The sequence below is a fragment of the Legionella massiliensis genome, from assembly GCF_000756815.1.
Classification (GTDB): Bacteria; Pseudomonadota; Gammaproteobacteria; order Legionellales; family Legionellaceae; genus Tatlockia; species Tatlockia massiliensis.
Map to the genome: position 1 here is coordinate 369,034 of NZ_CCVW01000004.1, position 13,707 is coordinate 382,740.

Sequence of the window (13,707 nt, forward strand, 5' to 3'; positions counted from 1 at the left end):
CCTTAGCTGCACTCTGGATGACGAAATGTTGAGACAAGGAGGGCCCTGACATTGATTGAAAATAGGATGTCGGGACTGGCTAATTCAATCGATCAGCACAATCTTGCAGTGCCTGGGTTTTAAAGTAGAATGGATGGCAATAATCGGTTTTTTAGAGTAGGGCTCAGATGCTACAGCAAATTAAAACAGCGGGTGGGGTGCATATCGAGTATGAACAGCACGATTTAGTATATGAAAATGCAATTGAGCCGCTTCTTGAGCGACTCGATACTCACCGAGGCGCCTTATTTGCTTCGAGCTTTGAATATCCTGGGCGTTACACCTGTTGGGATATTGGTTTTTATAATCCGCCTTTAGCACTTGTCTGCACGGCAAAAGAAATTCGTATGGAGGCTTTAAATAAACGTGGGGAAATACTGCTTGCGATTATTTTGCCAGTATTAAGCGCTAGTCAGGCCTTGATAATTCAACAACAGTCCGCCCAAAAACTTGAAATCAAAATAAGACCCCCGGAAAAGATTTTTAGCGAAGAAGAGCGTAGCCAGCAGCCTTCTGTCTTTAGCATTCTGCGAGAATTGATTGGATTTTTTAAATCCGATGAGGACTATTTAGGCTTTTATGGGGCTTTGGGCTATGATTTGATTTTTCAGTTTGAAAAATTACAACAGCATAAGGAGCGTGATTTACATCAACGCGAAATGGTGTTGTATTTGCCTGATGAAATCTATGTTGTGAACCATCGCAAAGAGATTGCTTTTATCCGTCGCTATAATTTCCAATACAATGGCAAATCAACCCAAGCCTTGCCTCGTGAAGGGGAGTATAAGCCCTATGAGCCGAAGAATAAGCCAAGCAAAAATTGTGATCACCAACCAGGGGAATATGCCGCCTTAGTTGAGCTTGCCAAAGAGCGTTTTGCTTGTGGTGATCTTTTTGAAGTAGTGCCCAGTCAAACTTTTTATGCGCACTGTCCCGAACAACCCTCAGCGGTTTTCAGGCGCATGCGTCGGGTAAATCCCTCTCCCTATGGCTTCTTTATTAATTTAGGTGCCAATGAATATTTGGTTGGAGCTTCTCCGGAAATGTATACGCGCGTGAATGATCGGCGCGTTGAAACCTGCCCTATTTCAGGGACCATTAAGCGTGGCGCGGATGCCATAGAAGATGCTCACAATATCCAGATTCTTTTGGATTCAGAAAAAGAAGCTTCGGAATTAACGATGTGCACTGATGTTGATAGAAACGATAAATCGCGGATCTGTGAAGCCGGCTCGGTACGAGTCTTAGGTCGTCGACAAATCGAAATGTATTCCCGTCTGATTCATACTGTTGATCACGTCGAAGGCATTTTGCGCAAAGGCTTTGATGCTGTTGATGCTTTTTTGACACATATGTGGGTAGTTACAGTAACTGGAGCTCCCAAATTATGGGCGATGAATTTTATAGAGAAACATGAAAAATCACCCCGTAAATGGTATGCCGGTGCAGTAGGCTGGTTTGGTTTTAATGGCAATTTAAATACCGGACTCGTATTAAGAACCATGAGGATTGAAGAGGGGATTGCCGAAATACGGGTAGGTGCAACCCTGCTTTATGATTCAGAGCCAGAGGCAGAGGAACAAGAAACTCGCCTGAAAGCCTCGGCATTTATAGATATTTTACAACGACCTGATTATAAGCCTGGTCTTGCGTCCTCAATCCCTCAGAATGGTTTGGGGAAAAAGGTACTGCTTGTTGACCATCAAGATTCCTTTGTGCATACCCTGGCAAACTATGTTCGTCAAACAGGCGCTGAGGTGATGACGGTGCGCAGCGAATATGCCCTTGATTATTTACAGCAGCAACACTTTGATTTGGTTCTTCTTTCCCCAGGGCCAGGTAAACCCGCTGATTTTAACCTGTCACAAACAATCGATGCTGTGCTTAAGCAGAACACACCTCTCTTTGGTGTCTGTTTGGGATTACAGGGAATTGTTGAATATTATGGTGGTGTTCTTGATGTACTAAGCTATCCAATGCATGGTAAGGCTTCCGAGATTCAAATAAAGAAAGAGGCTGGTATCTTTGCAGACTTGGGGAGCAAGATTACAGCCGGTCGTTATCATTCGCTCTATGCTCGACTAGCCGCAGTTCCGGACGAGTTAGAGGTTACTGCCTTAAGTCAGGATGGTATTGTGATGGCAATCGCTCATAAATCACTGCCTGTTTATGCTGTGCAATTTCATCCTGAAACGATCCTTTCCCTACCTAATCAGGCAGGCATAAAAATTATTTCTAATTTGATGGGGATGCTTTAAAAGAATGAGTAATAGGTTGTTAAAAGTTTATGCAATTGCGGTTTTGTTGGGTGTAATCACAGGGATTGTTAGTTCATGTTTTCAACTAGCAATTCAGTACTTGGATACCTACATGTCGCAATCTTTTTCATATATCAAAGATCATGGCGGACCAGTAGGGCTATTTTCAACCTTGCTTTCGATGGTGATGGTTTATATTGCCTGGCTTATGGTAAGAGATATTGCTCCCGAGGCAGCAGGGAGTGGTATTCCTGAAATTGAGGGAGCCTTAGCCCATGTTAGGCCGATATTTTGGCGTCGCCTGCTACCAGTAAAGTTTGTTGCTGGCGTTATTTCTATATCTTCTAAGTTAGTGTTTGGAAGGGAAGGACCTACCATTCAAATGGGTGGGAATTTAGGCGATATGTTAGGTGAGTTTTTCAAGCTTACCCAAGCAAGACGTGATATCTTGATTATGGCTGGTGCTGCTGCTGGACTTGCTTCGGCCTTTAATGCTCCCTTGGCTGGTGTGTTATTTGTGATGGAAGAGCTGCGTTATGAATTCAATTTTACCTTTACAAACTTCAAGTTAGTTGCCATTGCCTGCATGATGGCCACAATTGCTATGCATTGTATTATCGGCTCTGGCCCTGCTATCTCCATGGACGTTTTTGAACAGCCTAACCTGCAATCATTATGGCTATTTTTCCTCTTCGGTATCATGGTCGGTTTTGTTGGTCTGTTATTCAATAAGGGGATGATGCTGACCTTGGCTTTGATGGATAAAATAACTAAAAAGAGGACGCGAGTTGGCTATGTACTTCTTGTTGGTGCCCTAGCGGGTTATTTTGCTTATTACCAGCCCAACGTCGTAGGTGGGGGTTATAGCATCATTCATCAGGCAGTGACTTTAACGCCAGGTTTTTCTGTACTAATAACACTTATTGTCGTTCGATTTTTTACAACGATGATATCCTATTCAACTGGTGCACCCGGTGGTTTTTTTGCGCCGATGCTTGCCTTAGGCTCATTATTGGGCACCGCAGCATTTTACGTTTTAAATTATCTTATCGAAGATTTGACCGTTCATCCGGGGATGTTTGCTGTTGCAGGCATGGGCGCCTTATTTTCTGCAGCTGTGAGGGCACCAATAACAGGGATTATTTTGGTCGTGGAAATGACACAAAACTATTCTCTAATTTTGCCATTGATGGTCAGTTGTCTGACATCAACTACTATAATGCAGCTCGCGGCTGATCAGCCGATTTATACTCAGTTATTACGGAGAACATTAAAAAAGGAACGCCAATTGGTGAGATGATATTCTCCTTAGTCCTTTCGCCGCTCACCCAAAGACGTACGTCATGCCGAACGTAGAGAGACATCTCCTGAGTGTAGCACTGTGCTAATCCCGGAGATCCCTCACTATGTTCGGGATGACGAGGTCTTTCTCGATGTTTGCCCCAAAGGGTTGGGGCGCTCAGGATGACGGGGTAGGAGACGTGATCTATTTCGCCATTAAGGAGTCTGCTTAGTCCTAACAAGAAACTGTTTAGCAATTGTCTTCGCAGACTCAGTACTACTGTCTAATTGATCAAGATAGATCAGCCTAAAATATCTAGCATTGCCTTGTGAATTAATATCAGGATTCTCAGGGAAATATTTAAGTATCGGTAAGAAGGCTGATTGACCAATCACGTAGCGCTTATCTCTATTTTGGGGTGAAAGCCCCCAAACATTCTGATAGCTTATTGCTTCCTGCTGGTTATCAATAGTTTTATTACCAAGATAAAGCATGACATGGCCGCCAAGGTAGATAAGGGTCATCAGAGGATGGCCTTTCTCTTTAAGTGTTGCCAATCGCTCATCCAGTCCCTCCTTAGTAAGATCTAGGGCGCTGTTCAAATTACCCTGAGCCCCTGAGTTTCTTGGTAACCAGATCGCAAAAGGGGCAAAGAGGCTTTTCATTTCCTGTGAGCAATCATTGAAAAAGTATAGGCCGCCCCAACCATAGGGTCTATTCTGCAATTCCCTGAGTATCCTGGCTAGATTTTTAGGTGAAGCCTGTAAAGGCATGAGCTCTGAATCGCTTACACTAACTAAAGCTGTTCTAATTGCTGCTTGATTGTGTCTGTCTTTTACTGGAATCAATATTTTGGTCTGTGCGTCATTACGTTGAGCTAAAGGAAAGACGGCACCAATATAGGCCTTAAATTGAAAATTCTCTTGGGTATTGCTAATTATTGTTTCTGTCTTGGTAATTGCCACAAGCTTCTGTTGGGCAGCATGTTGCCATTGATTAACAAAATCGCCAGAAGCATAGGCAATATCACTGCTTTTTACCCAGGAAAAATAGGAATCAGGCGTTAAAACTAAGGACCATGCTCGATCTTGCGAAGTCGTTATCACATAGAGTGGCGTTCCTACCCAAACTGAGGAATCCTGCAAATTGTCAAAGGGATAACCTTGGCCTGGCAGGCTAAAATGGAAAAAATCTGGTGCCTCATCAGGCAGGGTTCGTGCATGAGTATTTCTTATAGCGATTGCTCGGTTTGCTTCCTGATAATAATTAGTATCAAGTGAAGACAAATTCATGTTTTGCTTGATTTTATTCCACCAAGACTGACTTTGTTCTTTAAAATTTTCTGAATAGTGTCGGTCCAAAGGCGCTTTATTTTGATTGCTAAAGGACTCTAATTGCGCTAATTCAATTCTCTTCACCAAGGGCAAGGTTGCGCGAACCATTTCTTGGCTCCAGGGAGAAAGACCCTGTGAGTCACTTGCATAATAGTGGTTATAGAATCTGGCTAGCTGTTGTTTTTGATAAGCTTCAGTGACTAATGAAGTTGAATAGTCATCCGCCTTAGTTGAGAGATAATCATTGACGTTTTGGCTATAGGGTTTCAGTGAAAAGTCTTCAATAGGTACTTCGGTTGCCCAGGAGGAACAAGTGGCTAAGACTGACAGAGATGTGATTAGAAGGAAATCTTTTAGGATCATTAATAGCCTCTATGAGGAAAAATTGCATAATTATACCATGGATCCAGAAGACTGAAATAAAGCAAGTTAAAATTGTTTTAATTATAGACATTATCCCTGATCGGCGCTCTGAAAGAGACGGCTTAATTGCAGCTACAGCTTTAGTTCATGGATTGGTAGTAGTGACAAGGAATACCAAGAATTTTGAAGACACCGGAGCAGAACTTTATAATCCTTGGGAAATTAATCAATCCGAATAACAATCTTGCCAAAATGCGCACCACTAAGCATATGGGAATGCGCAAGCTCAAGATCTAAAAATTTAAATTCAGCGTCAATCACCGGAGCAAGTTGTTTATTCAGCAAAGAAGTTGCCCAATGCTGTTGAGCCGATTTCCAAAGCGCTGCTTTCTCTTTTATTGACTGGGCGCGTAGAACAAAACCGATAATTTCTAAGCGCTTTCGCATCAGGGCGGCGAGATCAAGTTCTACTCGATGGCCTTGCATGCAAGCTATTTGAACTAGTCGCCCCTTGGGTTTTAACAGTTTCAAATGTTTAGGGAAATAACCGCCGCCAATATAATCAAGGATTAGATCAATGACTTTGTCGCCAATAATTGTTTCAAAATCCTGGGAGCGATAGTTAATTACCTTAGTTACCCCAAGTTTCTCTGCCTTAGTGATTTTTTCTTGATTAGAGGCGGTAGTAAATACCTCTGCCCCTGTGATTCTTGCCATTTGAATGGCAAAGCAAGAAACTCCGCTGCCGGCAGCATGTACTAAAAGCCTTTGATTTTTCTTTAATTTTCCAAGGGAAAAGAGGGTCGCATGTGCGGTGATCAAGGCTTCAGGAATGGCTGCTGCATAGGCAAAGTCCCAGTTATCTGGAATAAGTTCTGCTAAATGTTGGTTAACGCAACAGTAATCAGCATAGGCGCCGCTGCCAACTAAACCATACGCGCGATCGCCGGGCTTAAATTTGTTAACTCGCGAACCAATCGCAACAACTTCACCAGCAACCTCCAGACCTGGAATGATTGATTCACCAGGAGGAGGCGGATACTTACCTTGTCGTTGCATCAAATCAGCACGATTTAGGGCTGTTGCTCTTACTCGCACAAGAATTTCATCTTTATCACAAACTGGTGTTTCCTGCTCCTGAACAAGCAAGCGGCTTTGCGGGCCTGGGTTGTCTATCAATATACAGCGCATAAAAATACTCACTTTGTCGACACTTGCTGATAGCGATTTATCATACTGAGCTAATAAGCATAAAGCAAAACTCGCATTTTGAAGGGGCTTGGGTATATACTTTTGCCCTATATGAGTAATCCGGTAGTTTGATGGCAAAATATACCAAGAATAAAAAGTTAGCGTTAATTTTGATTTTCCCTCAATTAGTGATTACGTTGCTGTTTTTCATCTGGCCTGCTGTTTCAGCTCTCATTCAGTCACTTTTTTTCAGTGATTCTTTTGGTTTATACAACCGCTTTGCTGGCCTGACTAATTTTATTGATTTATTAAAAGATCCTGGTTATGGCAGGGCTGTGCTAGTGACGGTCATCCTGGCTTTTTTTGTGACCTTGATTACAATGAGTTTAGGCTTATTGCTTGCTGTACTTGTTCAACGGCGGCATAAAAGTCAGAAAGTTTATAAGTCCTTATTATTGTGGCCTTATGCTGTTGCCCCTGCTGTTGCTGCAATCTTATGGCGTTTTCTATGTCAACCGACAATTGGTTGGCTAGCGCAGGGCTTACAACCTTGGGGAATTGAGTTTGATTATCTTGTTCATCCTAAACAGGCTTTACTAGTTATCATACTGACTGCCAGCTGGCAGCAGTTTAGTTATAATTTTCTTTTCTTTTTTGCAGCGCTAAAGGCAATTCCCCATACAATTATTGATGCAGCAATACTCGATGGTGCATCTGCCTGGCAGCGTTTTTGGCAAATCATTTTTCCTTTGCTATCACCAACGACCTTTTTCCTATTAGTAATGAATATGATTTATTCCTTTTTTGATACCTTTGGCATTATTGATGTGATGACCAGCGGTGGTCCGGGGAATAGCACGACAAGTTTAATTTATAAGGTTTATAAAGATGGCTTTGTAGGGATGGACCCTGGTAGCTCATCCGCACAATCAGTCATGCTGATGCTAATCGTTAGCGGTCTTACTCTAATTCAGTTTCGTTACCTTGAGAAAAAGGTGCATTACGAATGAAAGCTTTAAACAGTTTATTCGCCCATATTGCCTTGATTAGTTTCATTACCTTGCTCTTTGTGCCGCTTTACTTAGCTCTGGTTGCTGCCTCTAATGAAGGGACTGCTATGATGCAGGCTCCCTTGCCACATTGGCCTGGAACTGCTTTTCTACATAACCTTAAAACAGTACTGTTTACAGGATTATCAGCTACTGATGGGCAGCCAATTTGGCAAATGTTGTTGAACAGTTTGTTTATGGCTGTTTCAATCGCTGCAGGTAAAATTATATTCGCATTGCTCTCGGCCTTTGCGCTGGTTTATTTTGAATTTCCCTATAAAAAACTGTTATTCGCCCTCATTTTTTCGACAATGATGTTACCAGTTGAAGTGAGGATAGTTCCTACCTTTCAGGTCATAGCTTCCTTTGCCTGGCTAAATAGTTATGCGGGCTTAAGTTTGCCGTTAATGGCTTCGGCAACAGCGACTTTTTTGTTCAGACAATTTTTTAAAACTGTGCCTCATGAGATTGTTGACGCTGCAAAGCTTGATGGGGCAGGACCTCTAAGGTTTTTTATTGATATTCTTCTACCCTTATCTAAAACACAAATTGCGGCGCTTTTTATTATTCTGTTTGTCTATGGCTGGAATCAATACCTCTGGCCGCTGGTAATCACAACGGATAGTTCGATGGCAACCATTGTAATGGGAATTCGTTATTTAGCTGGCGTTGCTGATCAGATTCCTCAATGGCATTACATTATGACTATAGCGTTGATTGCCTTGCTGCCGCCTTGTTTGGTGGTGATGACTATGCAACGTTGGTTTGAAAAGGGGTTAACTCATTAATGGCGACTGTAAATTTAATAGAGGTTAACAAATACTATGGCCAACATCTCATTCTTAATAATATCAATTTAACTATTGAACCAGGTGAGTTTGTCGCTGTAGTTGGTCCCTCGGGTTGTGGAAAGTCAACGCTTTTGCGTTTGGTTGCAGGGCTGGACTCGGTGAGCGACGGTTCTATTCTAATTAACAATCAATGTGTTAATAAGATTCCAGCAGCTAAGCGTGATATGGCGATGGTTTTTCAAAGCTATGCGCTTTATCCACATATGACTGTCTTTGAGAATATGGCCTATGGCTTAAAAATGCGTGGCATGAAGACTAATCTAATACGGCAAAAGGTTAACGAGGTCGCTAGCTTGCTGCAGTTAACCGATTATTTGGCACGTAAACCCTTGGCGCTCTCAGGCGGACAGCGGCAGCGGGTTGCAATGGGACGGGCTATTGTGCGTTCTCCAGCCGTGTTTTTGTTTGATGAGCCCTTATCTAATCTGGATGCAAAATTGCGTAGTGAAATGCGGCAAGAAATTAAAAAATTGCATCAGCAACTCAATACCACCTCCTTATATGTTACCCATGATCAGACCGAAGCAATGACCATGGCTTCAAGAGTTTTGGTATTAAATGAAGGACAGGTAGAGCAAATAGGGACACCACAAAATTTATATCAACAACCTGCTTCACTGTTTGTGGCGGGATTTACTGGTCATTATCCAATTAATTTTTTAGCAGCTAAAATTGATTTTGAGCGTCAGGTAGTAGGCACTGGGTTTGGAATTGAGCTACCCTTACCTGTAATGGCCGATTCTGTAAGCCGCGATGAAGAGGTTATTTTGGCGATTAGACCCGAGCACTTCCAGGTTTCATCAACAAAACAGAAAGGCTATATTGCTGTTAAAGTTGAATTTATTGAAGATATGGGGGCTGATAAATTAATTCAGGTTCGTAGTTTATCCGCTAATGCAAAGCTAACAATAAGAGTTCCTGCTGATATTGAAATAGTAGATAATCAATTGGCTTTAAAGTTGCTTGTATCTAAAGCTAACTTGTTTCATCAAAAGACTGGATTACGTTTGGGGGGATGGCATGATTGAAGAAGGCAAAACATTACGTGATGTAGACAAACCTTTTTTTAACTACTGGAAAGCGCTGTATCACTCATTTTATGATAATGAGCTTTATGTTGATGTAGGGAAACGTTGGAAGGGGCTGTGTCTTGGCTATTTACTCTTCGTGATCTTCATAATGTCTTTGCCCTTTACTACTCGTCTTATCAGCGAGTTCCTGCCATTCTTCGATGAGGCAATCATTCAGCCAATCAAAGATCTTCCAACCTTATATATACAAGATGGCAAAATTTCCACGAATGTAGAGATGCCTTATTTTGTGAAAAACAAGAGGAATCAGGTTGTTGCCATCGTTGATACGACCGGAACAATAACTGCTATGGATGATAAATATCCTGATTTGACTATTTTAATCACCAAAGAGAAGTTTTTTTATAGGTACCCAACAGCGCATTTTTTCTTTACTCCCGCGGCTCAAAAAGACCAAGCATCTAATATTTATGTTTATCCCTTTACTGGAAATAGTAATTCTGCCTTTGATGGCAAGGAATGGGTTAAGCAATCAGGGATTATGAAGCTAAAGTATTTTTTTTCTATCTTGCTTTATCCAACAATGGCTATCGTTGCTTTTGGTTCCTTTCTTGTTCTTATACTAACCATTGCATTGATGGGGCAATTTATTGCTAAGTTATTTTTCAAAGTTTCACTGCGTTATGCCCAATCCTGCAGACTGTTAGTTGTTAGTATGACGCCCTTTATGGTGGTATTTTGGTCGGTGCTAGCACTCGGTTATTTTTCAAGCATTTATGGTTTCATCTTGCCGATCTTCGTTATTTTCTACTTTTGCTATGCAGTAATCTCACTTAAACGCGAAAGCCAAAAAGTGGTGCATGCATGAGGGAATTGATTCATTTTGCTCATGGCAATGGTTTTCCTTCTCCATGCTATAGGCAATTATTGAATAATCTAGAAGCGCGTTACGATTGTTGCTATATCGATAAAATTGGCCATGATCAGCAATTTCCTGTAACGGAAAATTGGTCATTTCTAATCGATGAAGTCATCAATAGTGTTAAGCAGCAGGCAGAGCAACCAGTTATCGCAATTGGCCATTCTCTTGGTGGTGTCTTAAGTTTGCTTGCTGCGCTAAAAGAACCGGCCTTATTCAAGGCGGTCATTATGCTTGACTCACCTCTGTTAGGGCGATTTAAATCGAGCGTTGTTCGCTTAGCGAAGGCGCTTGGAGTGATCGACCGCATTACTCCCGCTTACCGCACGCGCGGTCGAAGAGAGTTTTGGCAAAACAGGGAGCAATTGCTTGACTATCTTAAGACCAGGGATTTATTCAAAACCTTCACGCCTGAGTGTCTTCAGGATTATATTGATTATGGTTTGAACAAAACTGCTAATGGCTACCAACTCCGGTTTGATCGCCACACAGAATACATGATTTACCGCACAATTCCCCATGGATTGCAAACCTATGAAGGCCGTTTAACAGTTCCTGCTGCATTACTCTATGGCGACCAGAGTGCCGTTGTGGACAGGTTAGATGTTCGTTACATGAAAAAGCATCACAATATTAAAGGCTATAAAATTAAAGGCAGTCATATGCTGCCGATGGAGCATCCAAAAGAGGTTGCGGAACATATATTTACCGCATTGGATGCTATACTAAAATGATTGGTTATATGATATTAATGGGGCTGGAAGGCTATATCTAACTAGCCCTTAAAGGATTTATTAAGACAAAGGAGATAATAGTGTTGCACAGTCTGGTTGTTCTGGCAGTCATATCCGGAGTACTTCTACTAGTAACTAAACAAGCCTCGATATTAGTATGGGTTATTAGTTACGGTATATTTGCCCTATTAGTCGAGCGCTATGGAACCCCTGGCTTGGGATCTGAGATTATTCTCTGGGCAATATTTGCAGGCTTAGTTTTAGGAGCAATAAAGCCACTGCGTAGAAATTTATTATCCCGCCGTCTTTTTGCAGTTGTGAGTAAGGCAATGCCGGCAATGTCTTCTACAGAGCGTGATGCGTTGGAAGCTGGCACAGTAAGTTGGGAGGGCGATTTATTCAGCGGTGCCCCTGATTTTAATCTCTTATTAAATGCGCCTGTTGTTAAATTAACCGCTGAGGAGCAAGCCTTTCTTGATGGTCCGGTTAATCAGCTCTGCCGAATGATTGACGATTGGGACATCACCCATGTTCGCACCGATATGCCGCCTGAAATGTGGCAATTCATCAAAGAAAATGGCTTTTTTGGCATGATCATCCCCAAAGAATATGGGGGGCACGATTTTTCAGCCTCAGCACAAATGACAATTCTAGGAAGGATCTATGGGCGCTCCGTAACCGTGGGTTCCACCGTTTCTGTGCCCAATTCACTCGGGCCTGCTGAGCTATTACTAAAATATGGAACCAAGGCACAAAAAGACTTTTATTTGCCACGCCTGGCTGACGGAAGAGAAATTCCTTGCTTCGCATTAACAGGCCCCAATGCGGGCTCCGATGCTGCATCCATTCCTGATAAGGGGATTGTCTGCTATCAGGAAATTAATGGCCAAAAAGTATTGGGTGTAAGCCTGACTTGGAATAAGCGCTATATTACCCTTTGCCCAGTCGCTACAGTAATTGGCTTAGCATTCCGTATGTTTGATCCTGAAAATATCTTAGGGAAGGGAACTGATGTAGGAATAACCTGCGCTTTAATCCCCGCTAACACACCAGGCGTTATCAAAGGCCGACGCCATTTCCCACTAAATACTGGATTTCTGAACGGCCCAACCCAAGGAAAAGATGTTTTTGTTCCTATGGATTGTATTATTGGCGGCGCTGCAATGGCCGGAGCTGGCTGGCGAATGTTAATGGAGTGTTTAAGTGCTGGACGAGCAATTTCTTTGCCCTCAAGCTCAGCGGGCGGTACTCAAGCCGGAGCGCTAGCAAGTGGAGCCTACGCTAGGGTTCGTAAACAATTTAATCAGCCTATTTCCAAGTTTGAAGGGATTGAAGAGCCTCTTGCGCGAATTGCAGCCAATACCTATCTGATTGATGCAGGCTTAACGATGACTGCCGCAGCAATTGATCATGGAGCCAAACCCTCAGTAGCTGGTGCTATTTTGAAATACAACACTACTGAACGAGCAAGGCAGGTTGTGATGGATGCTATGGATATTCATGGCGGAAAGGGGATCTGTCTGGGACCAAACAATTATCTGGGGCGCGGTTATCAAAATACACCCATTGGCATCACTGTCGAGGGCGCGAACATTTTGACACGTAATTTGATTATATTTGGGCAGGGAGCAATTCGTTGCCATCCTTATGTTTTCCCGGAAATTGAGAGTGTCAGAGAAAATAATCTTAAGAATTTTGACACGGCAATATGGGGGCATGCGGGTTTTGTGTTAGCTAATTTCACAAAATCGATAATCTTTGCTTTGACAGATGGCCGTCTTACCAAGACACCACAATCTAGCGCGAAACGCTATTATCAACTGGTGAATCGTTACAGTGCAAACTTAGCCTTTCTCGCCGATTTTTCTATGATGGTTATGGGGGGCGAGTTAAAACGGAAGGAAATGATCTCTGCACGATTAGGGGATGTGCTATCTAATCTCTATCTGATTTCTGCAGTACTCAAGCGTTTCCATGATGATGGAGAACCACAGGCTGACCTACCCATTGTCGAATGGTGCTGCCAGCAGATGCTACATGAATGTGAGCTCGCAATTCGTGGTGTTATTGCTAACTTCCCTAATCGGTGGGCGCGTATAGTCTTAAAAATTTGCTTACAACCCTTCGGTAGTCAGCGACTTAAGCCCTCTGATCGTTTGAGTCAGAAATTAGCTCATATGCTTACTGAGCCAAACGAATCACGCTCACGCCTCACTCGCTTCGTATTTACTGAAGCTCTGCCAAATTGCCCCTTAGGTCGTTTGGAAGAAGCCTTCCATAAGCTTTGCGCTGCTGAAGATCTTGAGAAAAAAGTGAGCCGTGCTGTCAAAGAGGGGACGATCCACTCCCTGACTTTAATGGAACAAATTGATGAGGCTGAGCAGGCTGGTATCTTGGAGGCTGAACAGGCCCAACAATTAAAAGACGCAGAGCAAGCGAGACAGGCAATCATTGCAGTAGATGATTTCCTTGATGAGGAATTACGTAGACAGCCCACTGAAAAATTCTTCAACAAAACTACAAACAAGAAAGTTAAAGAGGAAGCTGAGTTAGTAACAGAAATTGTCCTGAAAACAGGTAATACTCAAATAAATCCTCACGAAAATGTATAAAGTAGGTTATTTGAGGACATCAAAAAAGGTCGGATAGAAGGAGC

Annotated in this window: 10 protein-coding genes; 8 read left to right on the forward strand and 2 right to left on the reverse strand. The window is 42.5% G+C overall.

Annotation, left to right across the window (positions count from 1 at the left end; genetic code table 11):
* Nucleotides 1–167: 167 nt before the first annotated feature.
* On the forward strand, nt 168–2,297 hold the full coding sequence (locus BN1094_RS16370; RefSeq protein ID WP_044012219.1) for an anthranilate synthase component I: 2,130 nt from the start codon (nt 168–170) through the stop codon (nt 2,295–2,297).
* A gap of 4 nt (nt 2,298–2,301) precedes the next feature.
* A complete protein-coding gene (clcA, locus tag BN1094_RS16375) occupies nt 2,302–3,597 on the forward strand; it encodes a H(+)/Cl(-) exchange transporter ClcA (protein WP_044012220.1) in 1,296 nt (431 codons plus the stop codon).
* 197 nt (nt 3,598–3,794) lie between these two features.
* On the opposite strand, the gene BN1094_RS16380 is transcribed toward clcA, so the two are convergent.
* Nucleotides 3,795–5,276: an SH3 domain-containing C40 family peptidase gene (locus tag BN1094_RS16380; protein ID WP_081935189.1), complete on the reverse strand. Its 1,482-nt coding sequence runs from the start codon at nt 5,274–5,276 to the stop codon at nt 3,795–3,797.
* 222 nt (nt 5,277–5,498) lie between these two features.
* Nucleotides 5,499–6,467, reverse strand: coding sequence for an NAD(P)H-quinone oxidoreductase (locus BN1094_RS16390; RefSeq protein ID WP_044012221.1), 969 nt, complete (start codon nt 6,465–6,467; stop codon nt 5,499–5,501).
* Between the two features lie 131 nt (nt 6,468–6,598).
* On the opposite strand from BN1094_RS16390, the gene BN1094_RS16395 reads away from it, so the two are divergent.
* The 6 genes from BN1094_RS16395 (at nt 6,599) to BN1094_RS16420 (ending at nt 13,663) form a co-directional block, all read left to right on the forward strand.
* Nucleotides 6,599–7,477 (forward strand): ABC transporter permease subunit, encoded by an 879-nt coding sequence (locus tag BN1094_RS16395; RefSeq protein ID WP_044012222.1) that lies wholly within the window; start codon nt 6,599–6,601, stop codon nt 7,475–7,477.
* Nucleotides 7,474–8,304: a sn-glycerol-3-phosphate ABC transporter permease UgpE gene (ugpE, locus tag BN1094_RS16400; protein ID WP_044012223.1), complete on the forward strand. Its 831-nt coding sequence runs from the start codon at nt 7,474–7,476 to the stop codon at nt 8,302–8,304. Before BN1094_RS16395 ends, ugpE begins: the two co-directional genes overlap by 4 nt.
* A complete protein-coding gene (locus BN1094_RS16405; protein WP_044012224.1) occupies nt 8,304–9,395 on the forward strand; it encodes an ABC transporter ATP-binding protein in 1,092 nt (363 codons plus the stop codon). The genes ugpE and BN1094_RS16405 overlap by 1 nt, the downstream gene beginning before the upstream one ends.
* A complete protein-coding gene (locus tag BN1094_RS16410; protein WP_044012225.1) occupies nt 9,388–10,266 on the forward strand; it encodes a DUF1189 family protein in 879 nt (292 codons plus the stop codon). Before BN1094_RS16405 ends, BN1094_RS16410 begins: the two co-directional genes overlap by 8 nt.
* Nucleotides 10,263–11,051: an alpha/beta fold hydrolase gene (locus BN1094_RS16415; RefSeq protein ID WP_044012226.1), complete on the forward strand. Its 789-nt coding sequence runs from the start codon at nt 10,263–10,265 to the stop codon at nt 11,049–11,051. Before BN1094_RS16410 ends, BN1094_RS16415 begins: the two co-directional genes overlap by 4 nt.
* 80 nt (nt 11,052–11,131) lie before the next feature.
* Nucleotides 11,132–13,663 (forward strand): acyl-CoA dehydrogenase, encoded by a 2,532-nt coding sequence (locus BN1094_RS16420; protein ID WP_044012227.1) that lies wholly within the window; start codon nt 11,132–11,134, stop codon nt 13,661–13,663.
* Nucleotides 13,664–13,707 lie beyond the last annotated feature (44 nt).